The sequence below is a fragment of the Streptomyces nigra genome, from assembly GCF_003074055.1.
Lineage (GTDB): Bacteria > Actinomycetota > Actinomycetes > Streptomycetales > Streptomycetaceae > Streptomyces > Streptomyces nigra.
In genome coordinates this window covers 6,034,079-6,058,865 of sequence record NZ_CP029043.1, presented here as the reverse complement: position 1 = coordinate 6,058,865, position 24,787 = coordinate 6,034,079, and the positions used below count along the sequence as shown (strand labels likewise).

The window sequence follows — 24,787 nt, the reverse complement described above, 5'->3', positions numbered from 1 at the left end:
GAACGGGGATGCCATAGAGTGCCGCCACCGTTCGCAGCAGCCAGGGGATAGGGGGACCCCGGAATGAGACCGTCCCGCCGGCGTGCCGCGGGCACGCCGTCCGGCTTACGCGGCCGTCCTCTCCTGCTCGTCGCGGTCCTGCTGATCGTCGGCAGCGAGTGGGTGCAGCGGCCGCTGAGCGAGTACTACTGGGAGCTCTCTCTGGAGAGCGGTGAGCAGCCCTGGCTGCTCTCCGTGGCCTCGCTGCCCGCCTGGGGCCACGACCCCGACCACTACGCCGGCGGTTTCCGGTATCTGGTCAGCAACGACCTGCGCGCCCTGGCGCTGATCGCGGGCATCGTCCTGGTCCCCGCCCGGCTGCCGGCCCGGATCCCGGCCTGGCTGCGCCACATCGTCGGTGCCGTCCTGGTGGCGGTGGTCCTGCAGACGCTGCTGTGGGCGCTCCCCCAGCTGTTCCGGCCCGAGGAATACCGCTTCGACCAGTCCGCCCCGGTGCTCTGGCAGCTGCTGCGCCAGGGCCTCGTCTTCGGCGTCGCGGCCGGCGTGGTGCTCGCGCTGCTCGCGGCCGCGCCGTCCGTCACCGTCCCGTCCCCCGGTGCCCGGCCGGCGCCGGCCCGTCGCAGCAGAGAGGGAGGAACCGGCATGACGACCGGTCCGGTCCACATGCCCGTCGGAAGAGAGCCGGGCGACGTCACGCGCTATCTGTGCACGGCCGCCTACGTCGACGAGCAGTTCGCCGACCGGGTCGTGGAGGAGGTGCTCGCCGACGAGGCCGGCGCGGTGGCCCCCTCCCCCGAGGTCGACCTGGTGTCGGTCGTCCGGCACTGCCTGACCGCGCGGGACCTCCGCCAGCAGCGGGACCTGCGGCTCACCTGCGCGTTCGCCCTGGTCGCCGTCCTCGCCCCGCTGTGGCTGCTGTTCTCCATGGTGCTGCTGTCGACCGCCCGGCGCACCGGGGGCCGTCCGAGCCACGCCACCCGCGGCCACCACCAGCCCGAGAGCCGGGTGCTGATCGGCACCGGCCTCTCCGCCGTCGTCATGGTGTTCGTCGCCTTCTACTTCGGCTACGGCATCTCGGCGGCGCCCGTGTCCGGGTTCCCGGCCTGGCTGCTCGGCGCGTACGGGGGCGGTGTCCCCGCCGTCCTGGCGTCGATCGCCGCCGTCGCGTTCGCATGCGCGACGGTCGTACGGCACGATCTCGCCGTCGACGGGCTGCTGCGCACCACCATGACCCGCGAGGCGTTCCCGCACCGGCCGCGCCCGACCGTGCCGCGCCACAAGTGGATCGCGGACCGGCTGACGGCGATCCGGGAGGCGCAGAGCGGCAACGTCACGGTGTACAGCGGCTACACGCCGTTCGTCGGCTACGCCGGCACCGACTCCAAGTGGTCGATCGCCGTGCCGCTGCTCCCCGCGGACGACTCCGCCGGGGGGAAGGCCCGCCCCGCCGAGCCGGAGCCCTTCACCGTCACCGACCTCGTCGACCATGTGCGGCAGCGGCTGCGCACCGTCGCCGAGCGGGGTGCCGGGGACGGCGCGGAGGACGACGGCGCGGACGCCCTGCGGTCCCTGTTCGTCGAGGACCGCGTCTTCGCGAGCGGGACGGCCATCGGGGACGACGACCGGTTCACGAACGGCACCGCGCTCGCGCCGCTGGCCCGGCTGTCGCCGCCGGAGGTCGACCGGATCATCGAGCGCCCCTCCGGTGCCGTACGGCACTATCTGGCCGTCCATGTGCCGCTGTGGGGCGGGGACGTGGTGCCCAGTGTGTTCCTGCACTTCTCCACGGCGGGCCGCACCCTGCATCTGCACTGCGACAACCATGTGCTCGGGCCCGTCCGGGCCGACTACCACGTCGTGGACCGGCTGCGCGGCGAACTCCGCGACGACGCCCGGCGCGGGCTGCTGGTGACCTCGCTGGCCCGGACCGGCCCGGCGTTCCTCGCCGCCCCGTTCCGCGCCCTGCGGTACGCCCGCTTCGAGACCCGGCACCACCGGCGCACGATGGACGAGCTGAAGGCCATGGAGCAGGACCCGGTGTTCGACTTCGGTGCCCGGGTGAGCGTGCGCGAGATGGCCCTGAGCCCCGAGTACCACAACTACTTCCAGGTCGTGGACGCCGGCCGGATCACCGCCCTGGTGGAGCGTCACACCCTCGCGGCGCTGCGGGAGTTCCTCGACTCGCGCGGCTACGACATCACCGACTTCCGCGCCCAGCAGCAGACGATCCTCAACCAGGGCGTCATCCAGCAGGGCGGCATGAGCATCGTCGGCAACCAGGCGGTCGGCACGGGCGCGAGCGCCAACCAGACCGTCCCGCGGCAGACCGGCCCGGCCGCCGTCAGCGGCACCGGCGGTTCCGAGAAGTAGGAGGACGACGAATATGCGGCACGACGACGGACCCCAGGACCCTCCCGTCAACAACGGCATCGTGATCAGCGGCGGCAGCCACTACGTGGGCAACCAGGCCGTCGGGCACCGGGCGCAGGCGTTCTCCGGTTCGGTGTCGTTCCCGGCCCAGGACGCCGGGCAGGCGGCCCGTACGGCCGAACTGCTCGCCCAGGTCGAGCGGCTGCTCCAGGAGCACCGGGCCGCCCTGGCCGACCCCGACGCCACCGACCGGGAACTGAGACGGCTGCGCGAGGAGTTGGAGGAGGAGGAACCGCAGCCCTCGGTGCTGCGGCGCGCCCTGGACCGGCTCACCGCGTTCGTGCAGCCGGTGGCGCCGCTCGTCACCGCTGTCGGCCAGCTCGCGCAGTCGGTGCAGGCGCTGCCCGGGCCCTGAACGGGGCCACCGCGCCCCAGCGACGACGACCGTCCGGCCCAGTCCGCTGCGCGCCCCCGGCCCGCCGTGTGGCAGGGTGCTGGCAGGCGAGCGGGAAGGGTGCGCGGTGGGTGAGGTTTTTCTGGTCCGGCACGGCGAGACCGAGTGGTCGCGGTCCGGGCGGCACACCGGCTCGACGGACGTGCCGCTGACCGAGCACGGCCGTGAGGAGGCCCGGCGGCTGGTGCCGCTGGTCCGTTCGCACCGCATCGGTGCCGCGTTCGCCAGTCCCGCGCAGCGCGCCCGGGAGACGGCAGAGCTGATCGGGCTGCACGACGTGCGCGTCGACGTCGACCTGCGCGAGTGGGACTACGGCGGCTACGAGGGCGTCACGACCGTCGAGATCCAGCGGGAGCGGCCCGGCTGGTTCCTGTTCACGGACGGGGTCGCGCCCGGGCCGCCGGACCACCCCGGCGAGAGCCCGGAGGAGGTCGGGGAGCGCGCCGACCGGATGCTCGCCAAGGTCCACGCGGCGCTCGCCAACACGGAGGGCTGTGTGGTCCTCGTGGCGCACGGGCACTTCCTGCGGGTGCTCACCGCCCGCTATCTCGGCCTGCCGCCCGGCGACGGCGCGCTGTTCCAGCTGGCCACCGGGGCGCTGTGCCGGCTCGGCACCGAGCACGGCCGCCCGGTGATCACAGGCTGGAATGTCAGACCCGGGCCGTAGCCTTCCGGAGGAAGGGGTCGCCGCGTCCCCGCGCGGGCGGACGTCGTACGGACCCCGGGGAGGAGCGCGCCGTGACCCGAACGCCGACCGCCGCCCAGCGGCGTGTCATCGACGCCGCCGACCCCGTCACCGGGCGGCTGAAGGGCACCCCGGCCCAGCTCGCGGCACTGGTCGGACGGGGCCTGGCCTTCCGGCACCCGCGCCCGCCGCACGACCACTTCCTGACCCCGGCGGGGCACCGCCTGCGGGCGCCGGAGGAGCCGGCGGCCGAGGCCGAGGCAGAGCCCGCCGCACCGCCCGCGGGTGGCGGTGTCTTCGCCGCGCGGATCGGCGGCGAGGAGCAGCCGGCCGGTGGGGCGGCGCGGGCGCGTGAGGTGCACAGCGCCTGGCAGGGCCTGCTGGAGCTGCGCCGGATGACCAACACGGACGGGGCCGTGGACCGGCCGTGCGCCTGGGAGCGCGGGCATCTCGTGCAGGCCGCCGCGCTCGCCCTGGAGGCCGCCGGGCACCACCCGGCCGAGGGGGACGCCGAGGAGGGCTACCGGGTGCGGGCCACGCCCCAGCCGGACGCGGTCGCGGTGCGCGAGCCGGACGGCGCGCGGCTGCGGGCCTGCGCGGCCACACTGGAGGAGGCGGGCTGGCAGGTCGGGGAGCACACCGAGCCGCGCGGCCGGGCGCGCTATCTGCTGGCGTCCCCGCGCAGGGCGTGACCGGCGTGCCAAGATCGGTGCACCGGGCATCGACCATCGAAGGGGTACCAGTGAGCGAGCCGTTCTCCGTACGGATCACCGTCCGCGGATACGAGACCGACGTGCAGGGGCACGTCAACCAGAGCGTGTACATCAACTACGCGGAGCACGCCCGCTGGTCGCTGCTGCGGGCCGCCGGGATCACCCAGACCGGGCTCATATCCAAGGGGGTCGGTCCGGTCGCCCTGGAGACGACGATCCGCTACCGGCGCGAGCTGCTCGCCGGGGACGAGGTCGACGTGACGTGTGTCTTCGAGTGGACGGGCGGCAAGACGTTCCGTATCCGGCAGGACATGGTGAAGGCGGACGGCACGGTCGCGGCCGAACTCACCGCAGTCGGCGGTCTGCTGGACCTCAAGGAGCGCCGGATGGTGGCGAACCCGCAGGACTACTTCAAGGAACTCGCCACGGATCCGGGCCTGTTCGGGATCTGAGCGCACATCGCCGGGAAGATTGGTCGACACGGCATCAGATTCGAGCACAACCATTCGCATACCCCGCGGGTCACATCATGCAGGAGCAACCGACTCCAATGGACACCAGGGGGAAATATGCGATACGCGCGTTCTGTCCTGTCCACCGTGGCGCTCGCGGCGCTGACCGTCGGCGGTACGGCCGCCCTCGCGGCGCCCGCCTCCGCGGCACCCAACACCACCCCGCAGAAGGTCTGCGGCAGCGGCTACAAGACGGTGAACTCGGCCCCCGTGGGCTCGCTCGGCACCGTGTACCTCACGTACAACTCCGGCAACGGCAAGAACTGTGTTGCGACCATCCGCAACACCCCGGGCACCGCACAGGACATGTCGGCGTGGATCTACGTCTCGGACACCGACGAGTACGACGAGGACTACGGGCGCTACACCTCGTACGCCGGACCCACCTACGTCTACGGCAAGGCGCACTGCGTGGACTGGGGCGGTCACATCAAGAACGTGTACGTCCAGGTGACGGGCTCCAACTGCGGCTCCCTGATGAAGGAGAGCCGGGTGACCTACACCCGCTGATCCGGCACCCGCACGGCCGCGCGCCCCGGCAGGACTCCTGAGGTCCGGCCGGGGCGCGCGCTGTCGCAGCACGGCTCAGGGGCGCGCCGGCGCCCCCGTCAGCTCCTCCCCCGCCTCCATCGGATGGGTCACGTCCTGTGCGTCCCGGCCGCCGCGGCCCAGATGATTGAAGACCAGGTTGAGCAGCACCGCGGCCACACAGCCCGTGGAGATGCCGGAGTCGAGCACGATCCGCGCGGTCACCGGGAAGGCGTGGTAGAACTCCGGCGCCGTGATGGGGACGATGCCGACGGCCAGCGAGACGGCGACGATCAGGACGTTGTTGTCCTTGTCGAGCCCGGCCCGGACCAGCGTCTGGATGCCGCTCGCGGCGACCGACCCGAACAGGACGACACCGGCGCCGCCGAGCACCGGGCGGGGCACGACCGCGATCAGCGAGGCGGCCATCGGGCACAGCCCCATCAGCACCAGGAAGCCGCCGCCGGCCGCGACGACGTAACGGCTGCGGATCTTCGTCATGGCGACCAGGCCGATGTTCTGGGCGAAGGCGCTGCACATGAACCCGTTGAACAGCGGGCTCAGCGCGGAGCCCAGGGTGTCGGCGCGCAGCCCGGCCGCGATGGTCCGCTCGTCGGCCGGGCGGTCGACGATCTCGCCCAGCGCCAGCATGTCGGCGGTGGACTCGGTCATCGACACGACCATCACCACGCACATCGAGATGATCGCGGCGAGCTGGAACTGCGGGGCCCCGAAGTGGAACGGCGTCGGGAAGCCGACGACGGCCGCGTCCGCGACGGGCCCGAAGTCGGTGGCGCCGAACGGGATCGCGAGAAGTGTGCCGGCGACCAGGCCGAGCAGGACGGCGATCTGCTTGACGAAGCCGGTGGTGAACCGGCGCAGCAGCAGCACGATGAGCAGGGTGACGCCGGCGAGGCCCAGGTTGGTGGCCGAGCCGTAGTCGTGGGCGGCGGGGTCGGGTCCCTGGGCCCAGCCGAAGGCGACCGGCAGCAGCGATATCCCGATGAGGGTGATCACGGTGCCGGTGACGACCGGCGGGAAGAAGCGGATCGCCTTGCAGAAGACGCCGGCGGCGAGGAAGCCGAGGAGCCCGGCGACGATGACGGCGCCGAAGATGATCGGCAGGGCGTCGGACGGGTCCGCGGTGGAGGCGACGATCGCGGTCATCGGGGCGACACCGGCGAAGGTGACGCCGTTGACGAACGGCAGCCGGGCGCCGATCTTCCAGATGCCCAGCGTCTGCAGGAAGGTGGCGAGGCCCGCGGTGAACAGGCAGGCGCCGGTCAGAAAGGTCAGGTCGGAGGCGGAGAGGCCGATGGCCGCGCCGACGATCAGGGGTGGGGCGACGACACCCGCGTACATGGCGGCCACATGCTGCAGGCCGGTCGTCGCCATCTTGAGCGCGGGGAGTTTCTCGTCAACGGGGTGGTCGGCCACGGCGGCTGCCCTCCGGTCGGTTACACGGCAGCGCGGGGCCGCCGTGGGTGTCAGGGAGGTGGTGCGGGTGGGCGGGGGTGCCCTCCTGCTCGAGCGAAGCCGAGAGCTCGGGGAGGGACCGGTCGTACGGGGACGGTGGACCGGGCCGGGGCGCGCGTGTGCACGCCCCGGCGGCGGCCGCCCCGGGACCCGGGGGTCCGGGGCCCCGGCCGGGAGCCGTCCCTCCCGGCCGGAGTTCACGGGGGTGTTCAGTTCCGCGCGGCGATCTCGGCCAGCCGCTGTGCCTCGGCACGGGTGCTGCGGGCGATGGCGTCCTCGTCGGCGGTGAGCAGCCGGCCGTTCTCGACGATCTGACGGCCGTTGACGAAGGACGCGGTGACAGGGGCGGCCGCGCCGAACACGAGGGCGGTGACCGGGTCGGCGATGGAGGCGTGGGCGAGGGTGTCCATCCGCCACAGCACGAGGTCGGCGAGCTTGCCGGGTTCGAGGGAGCCGATCTCGGCCGCCCGGCCGAGCACCTGGGCTCCGCCGTACGTCCCGAGGCGCAGGGCCTGGCGGGCGTTGAGGGCGGACTCGCGGTGGGCGCCGAGGCGGTTGATGAGCAGGGCGTTGCGCAGTTCGGTGTGCAGTTCGCCGGACTCGTTGGAGGCGGTGCCGTCGACACCGAGGCCGACGGGGACGCCGGCGGCGAGCATGTCGGGGACGCGGGCGATCCCGGCGGCGAGGCGGGCGTTGGAGGACGGGCAGTGGGCGACGCCGGTCCTCGTCCGGGCGAAGGCGGCGATGTCGGAGTCGTTCATATGGACGCAGTGCGCCATCCACACGTCCTCGCCGAGCCAGCCGGTGGACTCGAAGTAGTCGGTCGGGCCCATGCCGAACAGCTCGTGGCAGAACTTCTCCTCCTCCACGGTCTCCGACCCGTGGGTGTGCATCCGTACGCCGAGCCGGCGGGCGAGTTCGGCGCCCTGGCGGAGCAGTTCGGTGGAGATGGAGAACGGGGAGCAGGGGGCGACGGCGACCTGGGTCATCGCGTCGAAGGAGGCGTCGTGGTGGCGCTTCACGGTCTCCTCGGTGGCGGCCAGCGCGCCCTCGAGGGTCTCGACGGCGAAGTCCGGGGGCAGTCCGCCGTCCTTCTCGCTGCGGTCCATGGAGCCGCGGGCGAGGGTGAAGCGCACGCCCATGTCGCGGGCGGCGCCGATGATCGCGCCGGACAGGTCGCCGGAGCCCTTCGGGTACACGTAGTGGTGGTCCATGGCGGTGGTGACACCGCCGCGGGCCATCATCGCGAGCGAGCCCTGCGCGGCGGCGCGGACCATCTGCTCGTCGATGCGCGCCCAGGTCGGGTAGAGGGCGACGAGCCAGTCGAAGAGGTTGTGGTCGGTGGCCAGGCCCCGGGTGATCCACTGGTAGAAGTGGTGGTGGGTGTTGACCAGGCCGGGGGTGACGAGGTGCCCGGTGGCGTCGATACGGCGGACGACGTTCTCCAGGCCCTCGGGGGCGCTGCCCGCGCCGAGGGACTCGATGCGCCGGTCCGCCAGGACGAGGTGCCCGGTGGCGTACTCGGTGTCGTTGGCGTCGACGGTCGCGATCGCACAGTTCTCGATGACGATGCGCTGGGCTGCTGCCATGGTCGGTCCTTTGCGCTTTCGTGGAGAGGGCACGGCAGGACCCCGGGGGTTTGAGTGCCGCGGCCGGCGGGCCCTTCAAAGAGCCCGGCCCGCCGCCCGCGGGTGCCGAAGTGGGTGCGTGGGTCTACAGGTTGGTGAGGTCCGCCGGGATGCGCGCCTCGCTGCCGTCGCGCAGGACGGTGGCCTCGATCAGGCCGTAGGGGCGGTCGGCGGCGAGGTACACGGCTCCGTCGGCGGTGTCGTTCTTCAGCCCGAACGGCTCCAGGTCCACCAGGAAGTGGTGCTTGTTCGGCAGGGAGAAGCGGACCTCGTCGATCTCGTCGCGGTTCTCGATGATGCGGGCGCCCATCTCGTACAGGGTCTGCTGCAGGGAGAGCGAGTACGTCTCGGCGAACGCCCGGAGCATGTGCCGCTTGGTCTGCTCGTAGGACTCGTTCCAGTCGGGCGCGGGCTGCTCGCCGTCGGTCCAGCCGAAGCGCCAGCGGGCGGAGACCTCGGTGGCCAGGATGCGGTCGTGGGTCTCCTTGAGCGTCGTGTACTTGTCCTTGACGTAGCCCCAGAATTCGGAGTTCGTCGAGTTCAGCACGACCAGGTCCTTCAGACCGGAGACGACCTCCCAGCGCTCCCCGTCGAAGGTGATCTGGGTGAGCCGGGTCTCCTGGCCCTGGCGGACGAAGGAGTGCTTGATCTCCTCGCCGTCGGCGCCGGTGCCCTCGACCCGCTCCCAGGCGTACTCCTCGATCCGGATGCGCGCCCGGTGGATCGGCTCCTGGCTGGTGACGAAGTGCCGGGCGAGATGGATGCCGAACTGCTCGGCGGACTCGATGCCGTGCTCCTGGGCGAATGCGTACACCGTGTTCTTGGTGGTGTCGGTCGGCAGGACGTTGGCGTTGGAGCCGGAGTAGTGGACGTCGTCCATGTCGCCGGACAGGGCGACCGAGACGTTGAGGTCCTTGATGTGGTGGGTGGTGCCGTCCCGCGTGATCCTGACGACTCGGTTCTCGGCCTTGCCGTACTGGTTCTGTCCCAGAAGCACAGGGCGGGCAGGGCTGGAATGGGCGGTCATGTAGCTAGCTCCCTCGGTATACGGAGTAGCCGAACGGGTTGAGCAGCAGCGGTACGTGATAGTGCTCCCCGGGCGTCACCGCGAAGGTGATCGCCACCTCGGGGAAGAACACGGCACCGCTGTCCCGATTCGCGGGGGCGTCCTGCTGCGCATCGGCTTGCTTCTTCTCGAAGTACGGCTCGACGGCGAAGTCGAGCCGGACGTGGGTGGTGCCCTCCGGCGGGGCCGGGAGGTCCTTGCACCGGCCGTCCGCGTCGGTCGCGGAGCCGCCGAGCTCGCGCCAGTCCGCGTCCCGGCCCGCGCGGGCGGAGAGGCGGACGGCGACGCCCCCGGCGGGCCGGCCGGCGCTGGTGTCCAGGATGTGCGTGGACACGGAGGCGGTGGTGCTGGTGCTCATGGTCGGCGTCCTTTGTCAGTCGTCGTCGACGAGGCGGGCGAGCCGGATACGGTTGATCTTTCCCAGCTCGGCGCGGACGATCTCACGCTCCTGCTCGGGCGTGTTGCCGATCCGCTCCTTGACCGCGTCGCGCATCTGTTCGCCGGTCCGGCCGGTGGCGCAGATCAGGAAGACATGGCCGAACGTCTCCTGGTAGGCCAGGTTGAGTTCGAGCATCTCCGCCTTGAGTTCCTCGGAGGCGCCGGCCATGCCGCGCTGTTCGCGGGCGGAGGCCGGGTCGCCCGGCCGGGGGCGGCCGATCGGCGGGTGGCCGGCCATGGCCTCGCCGAGGTCGTCGGCGTTCAGCCCGGCCATGGCCGCGTCGCTCGCCTCGTGGAGGGCGTCGACGGTGGCGTAGGGGCGGCCGGCGAGCAGTCGGTGCACCCAGGAGGTGGAGGCGCACACCTCGTGGAGGGCGGCCTGGGCCGCGTGCTCCTCCAGGGCGTTGAACCGGGCCAGGCCCGGGGGCGTGGAATTCGGCGTCACGGGAGCCTCCGTGGCCGCGAACGGCCTTCGTGCTGAACGGGCGTGCCGTTAGCTAACGCCCAACGGCGACAACACGTCAACACTTTGTTGAAAATTCCCGGTAACGAAACCGGGGAGTCTCGGATCAGGGGTTCTTGTCCCGGTTCAGGTAGTTGTAGACCGTGAAACGGCTGACCCCGAGCGCGCTCGCGACGGTCTCCACGCCGTGCCGTACGGAGAAGGCGCCCCGCGCCTCGAGGGTGCGGACGACCTCCTGCTTGGCCTTGCGGTCCAGGTCGGCCAGCGGCCTGCCCATCCGGCGCTCCATGGCGGCCAGGATGTGATCGAGGGAGTCGGCGAGCTGGGGCAGCCGTACGGCGACGACGTCGGCGCCCCGCCAGGCGAGCACGACGTCCTCGGGGCCGGCCTCGTCGGGCGCGAGGAGTTCTCCACCCATGGCGTCGACCAGCGGCTTCACGGCCGCGACGAAGCTGTCGTCCCCGTCGCCGGTCACGCCCCGCCCTCCTCGATCACATTGACCTGGAGCGTGATCCGGGTGGCGCCCGCGCCGAGGCTCTTGCGCAGCAGGGCGTCCACGGCCGCGAGCACCGCGTCGGAGCCGCCCTCGGCGGTGTTGCCGAACGGACCGACGTCCACCGCGTCCAGGTCGGCCGCCTCGATGACCTCGCGGGCCGCCACCGCGTGCGCGGGCGCCTCGTCGAGATCGAAGGGCTCGGTCGTGAACTCCACTCTCAATCGCACGCGCACAACCTAACGCGCGGTGAGGCCATCCGCCGAGCCCTCTTGACAACCCCGAGCACCCGACGGCACTCTTCCAATAAGCAGAAACCAACTTCCGCAATACGGAAACCACGGCAGCTGAGCCACGGAAGGGAGCGCCGGCCCCGATGCCAGGCTTTGGATGGGACGCAGCCGCAGAGCAGCGCTTCGACGTCAACCTGTCGATCCTCTTCACGGAGCTCCCGCTCCTGGAGCGCCCCGCGGCCGCCGCCGCGGCCGGCTTCACCGCGGTCGAGCTGTGGTGGCCCTGGATCGACTCCCCCACCCCCGAGCGGTCCGAGCTCGACGCCCTGAGAAAGGCGATCGAGGACGCGGGCGTACGGCTCACCGGGCTGAACTTCTACGCCGGACAACTCCCAGGCCCGGACCGCGGCGCCCTGTCGGTGCCCGGCGAGGAGTCGGAGCGGTTCCGCGCCAACGTCGAGGTCGCGGCGGAGTTCGCCGGCTCCCTGGGCTGCGGGGCCCTCAACGCCCTGTACGGCAACCGCGTCGACGGCGTGGACCCGGCCGAGCAGGACGCGCTCGCGCTGGAGAACCTGGTCCTCGCGGCCCGGGCCGCCGACCGGATCGGCGCGATCCTGCTGATCGAGGCGCTGAACAAGCCGGAGTCACCGCTGTACCCACTCGTCAGCGCGCCCGCCGCGGTGGGCGTCGTCGACAAGGTCAACGCGGCGACCGGCCTGGACAACGCCAGGTTCCTCATGGACCTCTACCACCTGTCCATGAACGGCGAGGACCTGCCGGCGGTGATCGAGCGGTACGCGGCGAAGACCGGCCACGTGCAGATCGCCGACAACCCGGGCCGAGGCGCGCCGGGCACCGGCTCGCTCCCCCTCGAGGACCTCCTCGACCAGCTGCGCAAGGCGGGCTACGACGGCTGGGTCGGCCTCGAGTACAAGCCGGGCGACCGCCCGAGCGCCGAGGCCTTCGACTGGCTGCTCCGCTGATCCCGTTACCGAAAGGCACCCCATCATGAGCAACGCCCTTGCAGATTCCTCCCACCCGACCCGCCCGGCGATCGCCTGGATCGGCCTCGGCATCATGGGCTCCCCCATGTCCGAGAACCTGATCAAGGCGGGATACCGGGTCACCGGCTACACGCTGGAGCAGGACAAGCTGGACCGGCTGGCCGCCGCGGGCGGCACCGCGGCCGGCTCGATCGCCGAGGCCGTGCGGGACGCCGACGTCGTGATCACCATGGTCCCGGCCTCCCCGCAGGTCGAGGCCATCGCATACGGCCCCGACGGCATCCTGGAGAACGCCCGCTCCGGCGCACTGCTGATCGACATGTCCTCGATCACCCCGCGGACCTCGGTGGACCTGGCGAAGGCCGCGCGGGACAAGGGCATCCGGGTGCTGGACGCGCCGGTGTCCGGCGGTGAGGCCGGCGCGATCGAGGCGGTGCTGTCGATCATGGTCGGTGGTGAGCAGGCCGACTTCGACGAGGCCGAACCGATCTTCGAGGCGCTCGGCAGGACCATCGTGCTGTGCGGTCCGCACGGCTCCGGGCAGACCGTGAAGGCCGCCAACCAGCTGATCGTCGCCGTGAACATCCAGGCGTGCGCCGAGGCCGTGGTCTTCCTGGAGAAGTCCGGCGTGGACCTGAAGGCCGCGCTCGACGTCCTGAACGGCGGTCTGGCGGGCTCGACCGTGCTGACGCGGAAGAAGGACAACTTCCTGAACCGCGACTTCAAGCCGGGGTTCCGGATCGACCTGCACCACAAGGACATGGGCATCGTCACGGACGCCGCCCGCAGTGTCGGCGCGGCCCTGCCGGTCGGCGCCGTGGTCGCCCAGCTCGTCGCGTCCCTGCGGGCGCAGGGCGACGGCGACCTGGACCACTCGGCGCTGCTGCGGGCCGTGGAGCGCCTGTCCGGCGCGTCCCACTGAGCCCCACTGAGACCTCCGGGTGGTGCCGGTGCCGACACCTGTCCTGTCGCGCCCAGGCACCGGCACCGCCCGGACACCCGTCCGCGCCCCGCGCGGACCGGGACCGTGTACGGCGTCCGGCTCCTGACGGGAGGTCATGAGCCGGACGCACCCGCCCGCGTCCCTCCGCCGGCCGGCCCGGATGAGGGGTGGCCGCCCACAGGGGGGCGCGGGCAGCGTGAGACCGCGGCGGCGAGCGAGCCAGTGCGGTGGTGAAGGTCCCGGCCGTCTCCTTCGACCTGAGGGGAGGCGGCGCGGGCTCCGTCGCTCCCGCCGCGGTCCCGGCCTGATCGACCAGGCACTCCCTGGACCCCGTCCGGCGGCGCGAATGTCCTGTCGCGCCCAGCCTCGCGCCGTCGGACGGCCACCACCGAAGAGCGCCACGGCGCCGGGTACGGAAAGGTCCGTACCCGGCGCCGTGGCGCTCTTCGGGGTGCGGAGCGGGGGTTTTCGCAGCAGCCTGGAGGCATGACGGCACGACCGACGGAGCATCCGCACGTCGTGGTGCACCCGCCCGGGCTGGACGGCTCCCGGCGGGTCCCGGCGGGCGACGAGACACTGGGCATCGCCACGCACGAGGACGACGTCGGCGAGATCCTGCGGCTCGCCGACCTGTATGTCACCGACGTGGCGGAGAGCGACTTCATCGAGTGGCAGGGCGGCGGCCCCGACGACTGGCCGGGACTGTCGGAGCACCACGAGGAGGGCTGAGCGCGCGCGTACGTCCGGCGGCGTAGGACGCCTACGTCATGCTCAAATCAACCTCTGAACTCCGTTCAACATGCTTCAACAGCCCTCCGGGCAGGGCAGATTGTCGTCACACGGGGCCCGCCGGCACGGGGGCAGCGGGTCCCGTGACGGGGGAAGCACGGGGGATGTACGGGGGAACAACGGGGGCACACAGAGAGGGCGGTCCGGCTGCAGGCCGGACCGCCCTTCGCGGTCGCTGGGGGGCGTAGAGCCCCGGCTGGTGGGGTCAGACCTTCAGCGGCCTGATCGACGTGGGCGCGTGCCCCGGCTCGGTCGCGATCTCCTCGAACTCGGTCACATCGCTGATGTCGTTGGTGGTCGACATCGAGATGTTGGTGACGCGCTCCAGGATCGCCTCCACGACCACCGGCACCTGGTGCTCCGCCGCCAGCTTCTTGGCCTGCTCGAAGGCCGCGCCCAGCTCGGCCGGGTCGGTCACCCGGATCGCCTTGCAGCCGAGGCCCTCGGCGACCTTGACGTGGTCGACGCCGTAGACGCCCAGCTCGGGGGCGTTGATGTTCTCGAACTCCAGGTTGACCTGGAAGTCGATGCCGAACGCCCGCTGCGCCTGGCGGATCAGGCCCAGGTAGGAGTTGTTCACCAGGACGTGGACGTACGGGATCCGGTGCTGCGCCCCGACCGCCAGTTCCTCGATCATGAACTGGAAGTCGTAGTCGCCGGACAGGGCGACGACCTGCGCGTCCGGGTCGGCCGTGGCGACGCCGAGCGCGGCCGGGATCGTCCAGCCCAGCGGGCCCGCCTGGCCGCAGTTGATCCAGTGCCGGGGCCGGTGGACGTGGAGCATCTGTGCGCCGGCGATCTGCGACAGGCCGATCGTGGAGACGTACCGGGTCTCCGGGCCGAACGCCCTGTTCATCTCCTCGTAGACGCGCTGCGGCTTGATCGGGATGTCGTCGAAGTGCGTACGGCGCTGGAGGGTCGCCCTGCGCTCCTGGGCGGAGGCGGCCCAGGCGGAGCGGTCGGGCAGCCGTCCCTCGTCCTTCAGCTCCTTCGCCACCTCCACGAACAGCTCCAGGGCGGCCCTGGCGTCGGAGGCGACGCCGTAGTCCGGGGCGAAGATCCGGCCGATCTGGGTGGGCTCGACGTCGACGTGCACGAAGGTGCGGCCCGCCGTGTAGACGTCCAGCTTGCCGGTGTGGCGGTTGGCCCAGCGGTTGCCGATGCCGAGGACGAAGTCGGACTCCAGGAAGGTCGCGTTGCCGTAGCGGTGCGAGGTCTGCAGGCCGACCATGCCGGCGTTCAGCTCGTGGTCGTCGGGGAGCACGCCCCAGCCCATGAGGGTCGGCACGACGGGCGTACCGGTCAACTCCGCGAATTCCACGAGCAGTTCGGCGGCATCGGCGTTGATGACACCGCCACCGGCGACGATCAGCGGCCGCTCGGACGCGTTCAGCAGCCCGAGGGCCTTCTCGATCTGCGCACGACTGGCGGCGGGCTTGTACACCGGCAGCGGCTCGTACGTCTCCGGGTCGAACTCGATCTCGGTGAGCTGGACGTCGATCGGCAGATCGATGAGAACGGGCCCGGGCCGTCCGGAGCGCATCAGATGGAACGCCTGCTGGAAGACGCCCGGAACCTGGGCCGCCTCCAGGACGGTGACGGCCATCTTGGTCACCGGCTTGGCGATCGAGGCGATGTCGACGGCCTGGAAGTCCTCCTTGTGGATCACGGCGGTCGGCGCCTGGCCGGTGATGCACAGGATCGGGATGGAGTCGCCGGTCGCGGAGTAGAGGCCGGTGATCATGTCGGTGCCGGCGGGTCCGGACGTGCCGATGCAGACGCCGATGTTGCCGGGGTGCGCGCGGGTGTAGCCCTCGGCCATGTGCGAGGCGCCCTCGACATGGCGGGCGAGGGTGTGGCGGACGCCGCCGGCCGCCTTGAGCGCCGCGTAGAAGGGGTTGATCGCCGCGCCGGGCACACCGAACGCGTCGCTGACGCCCTCGCGCTTGAGGATCTCGACTGCCGCGCGGGCAGCGGTCATACGAGCCATTGAGGTCTCCTGCTTCGGCCGTCGGATTCGCACTCCCGTCGCGCCCCGCGGTGAGCAATTCCGTGACAAGGTTCGATCCGTCCTACGCTTATTCCGCATGACGGAACTTACTTTCTACTATCTGGAAGCAATGTAAGTGGGCCCGTGGAGACCGTCAAGAGGGGGACAACCGGCCCCCGGCAGGAGGACGATGGGTCGCTGTCCGATGCGAACCGTCCTGGAGCGGGCCATGTCCGAGAGCGTGCCGGTGCGCTGCCCGGCCTGCCGGAGCGAGCACCACTACGAGGCACCCGTCTATCCGTGTGCCTGCGGGGCGCCCCTCGCGCCCCGGCTCGACCCGGACGGGACCGCCGTCCCCGTCACCCAGCGGGCCTGGGACGACGAGTGGGTCACCGTGAACTGCGCGGCGTGCGGCAGGGAGAGCGAGTGGCCCCGCCCGGAACTGGGCTGCCCCTGCGGCACGGTCCTGCGCGTCCCCCTGGCGTCCACGACCGCCCCGGAGCCCCAGCGGCCGCCCGCACCCCGCCGCGCCTTCCAGCCCGTGACGATCCGCACCGCCCGGGACGCGGTGACCGCGGCGGCGGTATATCTGCGCTGGCTCGGCTACCGGGACATCCGCCGAGCCGACCAGCGCCCGACGTCCGGCATAGGCCTCGCCGCCCACGGCCTCCTCGCCCAGGTCGACCCGACCGTCGACCCGGCGTCCCGCCGTGACGTGGAATGCCTCTGGCTGACGGCCATGACGGAGTCGACGCACTGCGCCTACTTCTCCCTGGCCGGCTACACCCCGGACGCCCGATCCCGAGCCGACGCGCTGGGCGTCCCGCTGTTCGTCCTAGACCTGACAGGCACCCCCCAACCGGTCAACAGCCAGGCAGACGAACTGGACGCGACGGGGGCGGGTTGAAATCCGTTGGCAGATCGGCCTCCCCCACCATGACACTCGCCCTATGCGTATCCGTTCCGTTCTGGCCAGTGAGCTCGGGGTTCTTCAGGAGATCGAGCGGGCCGCCGGTGTGCTCTTCCGCGAGGTCGGGATGGTGGAGGTCGCCGAGGACGAGCCGCTCTCCGTGGAGGTGTTGGAGGGGTATCGGCGGGCGGGGTGGGCGTGGGTCGGGTGTGACCCGGAGGATCGGCCCGTGGGGTATCTGGTGGCCGAACCCGTCGACGGGGCGCTGCATGTCGAGCAGGTGTCGGTGCACCCCGGTGCGGCTCGCCGGGGCGTGGGGCGGGCCCTGCTCGCGTACGCCGGGGAGCGGGCCCGCGAGGCGGGGCTGGGCGGGCTGACGTTGACCACCTTCGCGCGGGTGCCTTGGAACGCGCCGTACTACGAGCGGCTGGGCTTCCGTGTGCAGGCGGCGGGTGAGCTCACTCCCGGGCTGCGGGCTGTCCGCGCCCGGGAGGCGGAGCTCGGGCTCGATCGGTGGCCGCGGGTATGCATGCGGCGCGACATCGCCTAAGGGCTGTCCCGTCGTTCCCGGTGGATCGGCGCGCGGCGTCGGATGCGGTGCATCGCAAGGCGGAGGGCCGTCCGCATGCTGGATGTACGCGGACGACCCGACAACGCGGCGAGGTGCCGTAGCCGGCGTCGCGCGCCCGCCGGGAATCACGGGACAGCCCTCAGTCCGTCGCGTACCTGCGGCGCAGTTCCACCTTGCGGACCTTGCCCGACACCGTCATCGGGAAGGCGTCCAGGATCGTCAGGCGGCTCGGGATCTTGTAGTGCGCGAGCCGGCCGTCGCAGAAGGCGCGCAGTTCGTCCAGGGTGAGCGGGTCGGCCGCGTCGCGCGGGATGACGCAGGCCAGCACCTCCTCGCCGTACCGCTCATGCGGGACGCCGACGACCTGGACGTCCGCGATCTTGGGGTGGGCGTAGAGGAACTCCTCGATCTCGCGCGGGTAGATGTTCTCGCCGCCCCGGATGATCATGTCCTTGATGCGGCCGACGATCTCGACGTACCCGTCCTCGCGCATCACCGCCAGGTCGCCGGTGTGCATCCAGCGGCCCCGGTCGATCGCCTCGGCGGTCTTCTCCGGCTCGTCCCAGTAGCCGAGCATCACGCTGTAGCCGCGAGTGCAGAGTTCACCCGAGGTGCCGCGCGGCACGGTCACGCCCGTCGCCGGGTCGACGATCTTCACCTCGATGTGCGGCAGGACGCGGCCCACGGTGCCGGTGCGGTGCTCCAGGTCGTCGTCCATACGGGTCTGGAGGGACACCGGTGAGGTCTCCGTCATGCCGTAGCAGATGGAGACCTCCTCCATGTGCATCTCCGCGACCACCCGCTTCATCACCTCCACCGGGCACGGCGAGCCGGCCATGATGCCGGTGCGCAGGGTGGACAGGTCGTAGGCGGCGAAGTCGGGGAGGTTCAGCTCGGCGATGAACATCGTCGGTACGCCGTAGAGCGAGGTGCAGCTCTCCTGCTGGACCGCGCGCAGGGTGGCCGCCGGGTCGAAGGACGGGGCGGGGATGACGATGCAGGCGCCGTGCGAGGTGGCGGCCAGATTGCCCATCACCATGCCGAAGCAGTGGTAGAAGGGCACCGGGACGCACACCCGGTCCTGCTCGCTGTACGCGATCAACTCGCCCACGAAGTAGCCGTTGTTCAGGATGTTGTGGTGGGAGAGCGTGGCCCCCTTGGGGAAGCCGGTGGTGCCCGAGGTGTACTGGATGTTGATGGGGTCGTCGCAGGACAGCTCGGGGAACGGGGCCGGCGTGCCGCGGGCGATCAGCGCGTCCCAGCTCGGGTCGCCGATGTAGACGGTCTCGCGCAGCCCCGGACACCGGCCGCGCACCTCCTCCACCATCGCCCGGTAGTCGCTCGTCCTGTGCTGGAGCGAGGCGAACAGCAGCGAGACACCGGCCTGGTTGAGGACGTACTCCAACTCGTGCGTGCGGTAGGCCGGGTTGATGTTCACCATCACGGCACCGATGCGTGCCGTGGCGTACTGGACCAGCACCCACTCCGGGCAGTTGACCGCCCAGACGCCCACCCGGTCGCCCTTGGCGACACCGCTCGCCAGCAGTGCGTACGCCAACTCGTCGACGTCCGAGGCGAATCGCGCGTACGTCCAGCGCCGGCCCGACGGCACGTCGACCAGCGCCTCGCGGTCCGGCCAGGCGGCGACGGCACGGTCCAGGTTCGCCCCGATCGTGTCCCCCAGCAGGGACGTGTCCCCGGTTCCGTGGGTGTACGAGTTCACCGGAAGTCCTCCTCGCGGTACTCGGCGTCCGACCCCGCGGCGGTGGCCTCGCGCAGTTCGATCCGGCGGATCTTGCCGGAGACGGTCTTGGGCAGCGTCCCGAACTCCAGGCGCCGCACCCGCTTGTACGGCGCCAGGACCTGCCGCGCGTGCTCGAAGAGCACCTTGGCCGTGTCGGGCCCGGGCTCCCAGCCCTCGGCGAGCACGATGTACGCCTTGGGCACAGCGAGCCGCAGCTCGTCGGGCGCGGGCACGACGGCCGCCTCGGCGACGGCCTCGTGCTCCAGCAGGGCGCTCTCCAGCTCGAACGGACTGATCTTGTAGTCGCTGGCCTTGAAGACGTCGTCCGACCGGCCCACGTACGTGATGTAGCCGTCGGCGTCCCGGGAGCCGATGTCGCCGGTGCGGTAGTAGCCGCCCGCCATCGCCTCCGCCGTTCGCTCCGGGTCGCCGTGGTAGCCGGTCATCACCCCGACCGGCCGGGCGGAGAGGTCGAGCGCGATCTCCCCCTCGTCGGCGCCGGGTGCACCCGTGACCGGGTCGAGGAGTTCGACGCGGAAGCCGGGGCTGGGCCGGCCCATCGAGCCCGTCTTCAGGGGCTGGCCGGGGCTGTTGGATACCTGCACGGCCGTCTCGGTCTGGCCGAAGCCGTCCCGGATCGTCACCCCCCAGGCGCGCCGCACCTGTTCGATGACCTCCGGGTTGAGCGGTTCGCCGGCTGCGACGACCTCCCGGGGCGGGGTGCGCATCGCGCTCAGGTCGGCCTGGATGAGCATGCGCCACACCGTCGGCGGGGCGCAGAACGTGGTGACGCCGGCCCGGTCCATCTCGGCCATCAGCCGGGCCGCGTCGAAGCGCGTGTAGTTGTGGATGAACACGGTCGCCTCGGCGTTCCACGGGGCGAACAGGTTGGACCAGGCGTGCTTGGCCCAGCCGGGCGAGGAGATGTTGAGGTGCACGTCGCCCGGCTTGAGGCCGATCCAGTACATGGTGGCCAGATGCCCGATCGGGTACGAGGTGTGGGTGTGCTCGACCAGCTTGGGGCGGGCGGTGGTGCCGGAGGTGAAGTAGAGCATCAGCGGGTCGTCGGCGCCGGTCGGCCCGTCGGGCGTGAACGCGGCGGGGGCGTCGTACGCGTCCTCGTACGTCAGCCAGCCGGCAGGCGCCCCGCCGACCGCGATCCGCGTGTAGTCGCCGGGCACGTCGTCGAACTTGGCGGTGTCCTCGGAGCGCACCAGGACGTGCCGGACGTGTCCGCGGTCCACCCGGTCGCGCAGATCGGCCGGGCCGAGCAGCGGGGTCGCCGGGATGACGACGGCGCGCAGCTTCATCGCGGCGAGGGCGGTCTCCCACAGTTCGGCCTGGTTGCCGAGCATGACGAGGACGCGGTCCCCGGCGCCCACGCCCCGCTCGCGCAGCCGGTTCGCGACGCGGGCCGAGCGTTCGGCCATCTCGGCGAACGTCAGCCGGACCTCGGTGCCGTCCTCCTCGACGATGTGCAGGGCTACCCGGTCGTTTCCGGCCGCGACGGCGTCGAACCAGTCGAGCGCCCAGTTGAACCGATCCGGCCGGGGCCAGGTGAAACCCTCGTACGCCGTGGCGTAGTCCTCGCGGTGTTCGAGCAGGAAGTCCCGCGCCCCGCGGAACAGCTCCGTCCCCGTCATCATCTGTCCTCCTGGTTACCGGACCTTGCCGGGCGGCCCTCTGCCATCGTGTAATCCGTGACGTGGGTCTCACTACCCCCGAACGGGGGTGTGCGCTCGGCAGGCAGCGGGTGAAAGGGCGGACAGGTGGCAGTGGACGCGGCCGCGACGGTGGAGATCGGGCGTGCGCTGGTGCGTCTGCGCCGCTCGACCGGGCTCCCGGTCGCCTTCGGCGGGCTGGTCGAGCCCGGCCGCGCGCGCGTGCGCATCAGCGAGCTGAACGGCACCGCCACCGACTCCCTGCGCCGGCTCGCGGTCACCGCGGGCAACGGCCTCGGCGGCAAGGCCGTCGCCCTGGCCCGCCCCTGCGCGGTCACCGACTACTCCGCCTCCCGGCAGATCACCCACGAGTACGACGCCGCCGTCGCCGCAGAGGGCCTGTGCTCGGTGGTGGCGGTCCCGGTGGTCGTACGGCGCCGGGTGCGCGGAGTCCTGTACGGCGCCCTGCGCACCGCCCAGCCGCTGGGCGACCGCACGCTGACGGCCGCGGTGGACGCGGCACGGGACGTGGAGCAGGCCCTGGTGGTGCGGGACGAGGTGCAGGGGCTGCTGGAGGCGGCCGAGTCCCGGCCGGAGCCGGCCGAGGGGGGTGCCGCCTGGGAGCAGGTCCGGGAGGCGCACGCGGCGCTGCGGGCACTGGCCCCGCGCATCGGTGACCCGGCGCTGCGGGCCGAGCTGCTGGACGCGGCCGGTCTGCTGGCGGTGGGGTCCGGGCCGCGGGCCGTGCAGCTGGCGCCGCGCGAGGTGGACGTGCTGACGTGTGTCGCGGCGGGCGCCACCAACGCGGCGGCCGCCGGACGCCTGGGGCTGCGCGCCGAGACGGTCAAGGGCTATCTGCGGTCGGCCATGCGCAAGCTGGGCGCCCATACGCGCGGGGAGGCCGTGGTGGCGGCGCGCCGGGCGGGGTTGCTGCCGTAGCCGTGGACACGGACCGGTGGGTGCGGCGGGCGGCCCCGGACGGGGGCGGCCCGGGCCCCGCGCGGCGGGCTCCGGGGGCTCCGCACGGGCCGGTCCCGACGACCCACCATTCATTCATCCACGCTGTGAATTTCTCCATGCGGAGCGGCTGTTATTCGGCTCACCTCCCCGCAGCTCCGAAATTCAAAGAACTGTTGCCTAATATTGGCCCGAACACGACACACGGAGGGGAGCGGTGACCGTGCGACGGGACTTCAAGGAGCCTGCCGGCTGCCGCTCCGAGCAGGTCATCGGGCGCACAGAACTGTTCACGGCGGCCCGCGAGCAGCTCGGGCGCGGCGGCAGCGTGCTGCTGCACGGCCCGGCCGGAATTGGTAAGTCGACCGTCCTGCGGGCATTGGCCGCGGAATACGGCCAAGAGGCACGAACCGTCTTGCGCTGCTCCCCCACCGAGTCCGAATCCCACCTCCCCTTCCTGGCACTGGCCGACCTCCTCGGCCTCGTCCTCGACGAGGTGTCCGAGCGGCTCCCCGCCGCCCAGCGCACCGCCCTGGAGGCGGCCCTCACCGGACGCGGCGAGTCCACGCTCCAGCGCGACGGCCTGGCCCTGCGGCTCGCCGTCCTGTCCGCGCTGCGCGCCCTGGCCGACGCCGGACCCGTCCTCGTCGTCGCGGACGACGCCCAGTGGCTGGATCCGGCCAGCGCCGAGCTCCTCGGTTTCGCGGCCCGCCGGCTCGGCGAGACCCCCGTGCGGATGCTGTGGGCCGTGCGCACCGAGGGCGAGGAGTACGACCGGCATCTGCGCGCCTCCCCGCCGGACACCCTCGCGATACGGCTGGGCCCGCTGTCCCGGGCCCAGATGTCCGTCCTGCTCGACCGGCGCGGCTACACCGGGCTGCCCCGCTCCACCGTCCGGGACATCCACCGCACCAGCGGCGGTAACGCCCTGTTCGCGCTGGAACTCAGCCGGGCCCTCGCGGAGAACGCGACCGCGCCCCGCCCCGGCGAGCCGCTGCCGGTGCCCACCTCGCTGCGCGCCCTGGTGCTGAACCGGCTGGAGATGCTGTCGGAGGAGGCCCGCCGCACCCTTCTCGTCGCCAGCGCGGGCGCCCGCCCCACCCTCGCCCTCCTGCACGCCGCCGGACGCGCCAACGCCGAGGCCGAGACCGCGCAGGCCGCCGCGCTCGGCCTGCTCGCGACCGAGCCGGAGGGACCCGCCGTACGGTTCGCACACCCCATGATCTCGGCCGCGCTGTACGCGGAGGCGCCCGCGCAGGAGCGCCGAGCCGTCCACGGCGCCCTGTCCACGGCCGCCTCCGACCCGATCGAACGCGCCCGGCACCTCGCCCTCGCCACCAACGGCACCGACCCGGAGGTCGCCGCCCGGCTGGCCGAGGCCGCCGCGCTGGCCCGCGACCGGGGCGCCCCGTCGGTGGCCGCGCAGCTCTGCCTGCTCGCCGCCCGGCACACGCCGGTGGACGGCGACCCGAGCCCGGACGCCCTGCGGCTGCAGGCCACCGAGGACGCGATCACGGCGGGCGAGCTGGATCTCGCCCGGGACATCGCCCGCGAGGTGCTGTCCCGCACCTCGGTGCCCGCCGAGCGGGTGCGGGCCTGGATCGCGGTGATCGAGACCGCCGGCCACGCCATGTCGGAGGTCGACGCGATCTTCCCGCAGGCCCTGGCCGACGCGGGCGACGATCCGCGGCTGCTCGCGCTGGTCCACTACCAGCTGACCTGGCGGGCCGTGCTGGTCAAGGGCGACTTCGACGAGGCCCGCGAGGAGGCCGCGTACGCCGCCGAGCTCGCGGCCCGGGCCGGCGCCCGGTACACCGAGCTGATGGCGCTCGCCTTCCAGGCCCAGATCGAGACGCTCATGGGCCACCCGGACGCGCCCGCGACCATCAAGCGCGCCCTGGAGGAGCCGCAGGACCCGCGCGTGGCCTGCCACCACAACGGCGCCGGGTACTCCCGCTTCCGCTGGCTCATCATGAGCGACCAGCTGCCGGAGGCCCGGGCCGCCGTCACCGGGCTGCTGCGCGAGGTGCGCCGGCACGGGTGGGTGGAGAGCGAGGTGCACTTCCTGCGCGGCGTGGCCGAGACCGAGCTGCACTCCGGTCAGTGCGGACGCGCCCTCGACCTGGCCCGCGAGAGCCTGCGGCTGGCCCGGGACACCGGGATCGGCGAGGTGGCCTCGGCGGTCCTCACCTCGCTCGCGGAGGCGGCGGGCGGACAGGTGGACCGCGCGCTGACCCTGGCCCGGGAGGCCGTGGAGCACGCCGAGGAGGACGGCGACCAGATGTACGTCTCCCGCGCGCTGGCCGCGCTGGGGCACGCCGAGCTGGTGGCGGGCGATCTGCCGGCGGCGGTGCGGTCGCTGCGCCGGGTGCGGGAGGTGGAGCAGGGCCTCGGTATCACGGACCCGGCCCGCGGACGCTGGCACGCGGACCTCGCCGAGGCGCTGGTCGGCACCGGTGAACTGACCGAGGCCCAGGACCTGATCGACGTCACCCGGGAGCAGGCGCTGCGGCTGGATCGCGACAGCGTGCTGGCCGTGCTGGACCGGGCTGAGGCGCTGCTGCGCGCGGCGCGGGGCGACCGGGAGGCGGCGATCGCGCAGCTGACGGCGGCTCAGGACCGGCTCGGCGCCCTCGGATACGGCCTGGAGGAGGCCCGCGCCGCCTTCGTGCTGGCCCGGCTGCGCCCCGACGCGGGCCCGACGGCGTACGACGAGGCCGCCCGGCTGTTCCGCCGCTGCCGGGCGCTGCCGTGGCTGCGGCAGGTCGAGGCGGCCGCGGCGGAACGCACCGCGGCTGCCGTGCCCCCGCAGGCACCGGCGCCGGGCGGCCCGGCGGGCCCGGCGGGCCTGGACGGGCTGGACGGGCTGGCCTCGATGGAGCGTCAGGTCGCGGGCCTGGTCATGGAGGGCGCCACGAACCGGGAGATCGCCGCGCGCCTGTTCATCAGCGTCAAGACCGTGGAGGCGACGCTGACCCGGGTGTACCGCAAGCTGGGCATCCGCTCCCGCGTGGACATCGTCCGGCTGGCGGCGGGACGCCGGGCGCCCTGAGCCGACGGGCGTCCTGACCCGTTGGGTCCCCTGCCCCCGGCAGGGCGCCTGACCCGGCGGAGCGCCCCGGAACCCTCACTGGCCGGCCCCCCGGTGCGTCGTACGAC

The 24,787-nt window shown here is 72.4% G+C and carries 23 protein-coding genes; 13 read left to right on the top strand and 10 right to left on the bottom strand.

Features of this window, described 5'->3' with window-relative positions; translation table 11 throughout:
• The first annotated feature begins 63 nt into the window (after positions 1-63).
• From DC008_RS27960 to DC008_RS27935, 6 genes are all read left to right on the top strand, one after another.
• On the top strand, positions 64-2,370 hold the full coding sequence (locus tag DC008_RS27960) for a hypothetical protein (RefSeq protein WP_108709325.1): 2,307 nt from the start codon (positions 64-66) through the stop codon (positions 2,368-2,370).
• 13 nt (positions 2,371-2,383) lie between these two features.
• Complete coding sequence (locus DC008_RS27955) at positions 2,384-2,785, top strand: DUF5955 family protein (RefSeq protein WP_055619472.1); 402 nt, start codon at positions 2,384-2,386, stop codon at positions 2,783-2,785.
• Between the two features lie 106 nt (positions 2,786-2,891).
• Positions 2,892-3,491, top strand: coding sequence for a histidine phosphatase family protein (locus DC008_RS27950; RefSeq protein ID WP_108709324.1), 600 nt, complete (start codon positions 2,892-2,894; stop codon positions 3,489-3,491).
• Positions 3,492-3,562: 71 nt separating this feature from the next.
• Positions 3,563-4,201, top strand: coding sequence for a hypothetical protein (locus DC008_RS27945; RefSeq protein ID WP_108709323.1), 639 nt, complete (start codon positions 3,563-3,565; stop codon positions 4,199-4,201).
• 50 nt (positions 4,202-4,251) lie between these two features.
• A complete protein-coding gene (locus DC008_RS27940; protein WP_108709322.1) occupies positions 4,252-4,674 on the top strand; it encodes an acyl-CoA thioesterase in 423 nt (140 codons plus the stop codon).
• A 117-nt stretch (positions 4,675-4,791) separates the two neighbouring features.
• Positions 4,792-5,244 carry a spore-associated protein gene (locus tag DC008_RS27935; RefSeq protein WP_108709321.1) on the top strand — a complete coding sequence of 151 codons (453 nt, stop codon included), beginning with the start codon at positions 4,792-4,794 and terminating at the stop codon, positions 5,242-5,244.
• 75 nt (positions 5,245-5,319) lie between these two features.
• Here DC008_RS27935 and DC008_RS27930 read toward each other — a convergent pair whose 3' ends face one another.
• The 7 genes from DC008_RS27930 to DC008_RS27900 all read right to left on the bottom strand — a co-directional run bounded on the left by DC008_RS27930 (position 5,320) and on the right by DC008_RS27900 (position 11,056).
• A complete protein-coding gene (locus DC008_RS27930) occupies positions 5,320-6,699 on the bottom strand; it encodes a nucleobase:cation symporter-2 family protein (RefSeq protein ID WP_108709320.1) in 1,380 nt (459 codons plus the stop codon).
• 248 nt (positions 6,700-6,947) lie between these two features.
• On the bottom strand, positions 6,948-8,327 hold the full coding sequence (locus DC008_RS27925) for an 8-oxoguanine deaminase (protein WP_108709319.1): 1,380 nt from the start codon (positions 8,325-8,327) through the stop codon (positions 6,948-6,950).
• 124 nt (positions 8,328-8,451) lie between these two features.
• Complete coding sequence (gene pucL / locus DC008_RS27920; RefSeq protein WP_108709318.1) at positions 8,452-9,393, bottom strand: factor-independent urate hydroxylase; 942 nt, start codon at positions 9,391-9,393, stop codon at positions 8,452-8,454.
• 4 nt (positions 9,394-9,397) lie between these two features.
• Entirely contained in the window at positions 9,398-9,790 is a 393-nt protein-coding gene (gene uraH, locus DC008_RS27915; RefSeq protein ID WP_108709317.1) for a hydroxyisourate hydrolase, read from the bottom strand.
• A 15-nt stretch (positions 9,791-9,805) separates the two neighbouring features.
• Positions 9,806-10,315, bottom strand: coding sequence for a 2-oxo-4-hydroxy-4-carboxy-5-ureidoimidazoline decarboxylase (gene uraD, locus DC008_RS27910; RefSeq protein WP_108709316.1), 510 nt, complete (start codon positions 10,313-10,315; stop codon positions 9,806-9,808).
• Between the two features lie 124 nt (positions 10,316-10,439).
• Positions 10,440-10,808 (bottom strand): helix-turn-helix domain-containing protein, encoded by a 369-nt coding sequence (locus DC008_RS27905; RefSeq protein WP_108709315.1) that lies wholly within the window; start codon positions 10,806-10,808, stop codon positions 10,440-10,442.
• Complete coding sequence (locus DC008_RS27900) at positions 10,805-11,056, bottom strand: hypothetical protein (RefSeq protein ID WP_108710893.1); 252 nt, start codon at positions 11,054-11,056, stop codon at positions 10,805-10,807. Before DC008_RS27900 ends, DC008_RS27905 begins: the two co-directional genes overlap by 4 nt.
• 146 nt (positions 11,057-11,202) lie before the next feature.
• On the opposite strand from DC008_RS27900, the gene DC008_RS27895 reads away from it, so the two are divergent.
• The 3 genes from DC008_RS27895 to DC008_RS27885 all read left to right on the top strand — a co-directional run bounded on the left by DC008_RS27895 (position 11,203) and on the right by DC008_RS27885 (position 13,735).
• Complete coding sequence (locus tag DC008_RS27895; RefSeq protein WP_108709314.1) at positions 11,203-12,042, top strand: TIM barrel protein; 840 nt, start codon at positions 11,203-11,205, stop codon at positions 12,040-12,042.
• Between the two features lie 25 nt (positions 12,043-12,067).
• Positions 12,068-12,985 carry a 2-hydroxy-3-oxopropionate reductase gene (locus DC008_RS27890; RefSeq protein WP_108709313.1) on the top strand — a complete coding sequence of 306 codons (918 nt, stop codon included), beginning with the start codon at positions 12,068-12,070 and terminating at the stop codon, positions 12,983-12,985.
• A gap of 507 nt (positions 12,986-13,492) precedes the next feature.
• A complete protein-coding gene (locus tag DC008_RS27885; RefSeq protein WP_108709312.1) occupies positions 13,493-13,735 on the top strand; it encodes a hypothetical protein in 243 nt (80 codons plus the stop codon).
• A 265-nt stretch (positions 13,736-14,000) separates the two neighbouring features.
• On the opposite strand, the gene gcl is transcribed toward DC008_RS27885, so the two are convergent.
• A complete protein-coding gene (gene gcl, locus DC008_RS27880; protein ID WP_108709311.1) occupies positions 14,001-15,785 on the bottom strand; it encodes a glyoxylate carboligase in 1,785 nt (594 codons plus the stop codon).
• Positions 15,786-16,014: 229 nt separating this feature from the next.
• On the opposite strand from gcl, the gene DC008_RS27875 reads away from it, so the two are divergent.
• Complete coding sequence (locus tag DC008_RS27875; protein ID WP_108710892.1) at positions 16,015-16,692, top strand: hypothetical protein; 678 nt, start codon at positions 16,015-16,017, stop codon at positions 16,690-16,692.
• Between the two features lie 43 nt (positions 16,693-16,735).
• Positions 16,736-17,245 carry a GNAT family N-acetyltransferase gene (locus tag DC008_RS27870; protein WP_108709310.1) on the top strand — a complete coding sequence of 170 codons (510 nt, stop codon included), beginning with the start codon at positions 16,736-16,738 and terminating at the stop codon, positions 17,243-17,245.
• Between the two features lie 160 nt (positions 17,246-17,405).
• Here the strand turns inward: DC008_RS27870 and DC008_RS27865 are convergent, their stop codons facing one another.
• Entirely contained in the window at positions 17,406-18,989 is a 1,584-nt protein-coding gene (locus tag DC008_RS27865; RefSeq protein WP_108709309.1) for an AMP-binding protein, read from the bottom strand.
• Positions 18,986-20,656 (bottom strand): AMP-binding protein, encoded by a 1,671-nt coding sequence (locus DC008_RS27860; RefSeq protein WP_108709308.1) that lies wholly within the window; start codon positions 20,654-20,656, stop codon positions 18,986-18,988. Before DC008_RS27860 ends, DC008_RS27865 begins: the two co-directional genes overlap by 4 nt.
• A 129-nt stretch (positions 20,657-20,785) precedes the next feature.
• Here DC008_RS27860 and DC008_RS27855 point away from each other — a divergent pair, with 129 nt between their 5' ends.
• Together DC008_RS27855 and DC008_RS27850 are read left to right on the top strand one after the other, a co-directional pair.
• Positions 20,786-21,610 (top strand): response regulator transcription factor, encoded by an 825-nt coding sequence (locus DC008_RS27855; protein ID WP_374207367.1) that lies wholly within the window; start codon positions 20,786-20,788, stop codon positions 21,608-21,610.
• 235 nt (positions 21,611-21,845) lie between these two features.
• Positions 21,846-24,680 (top strand): helix-turn-helix transcriptional regulator, encoded by a 2,835-nt coding sequence (locus tag DC008_RS27850; RefSeq protein ID WP_108709306.1) that lies wholly within the window; start codon positions 21,846-21,848, stop codon positions 24,678-24,680.
• Positions 24,681-24,787 lie beyond the last annotated feature (107 nt).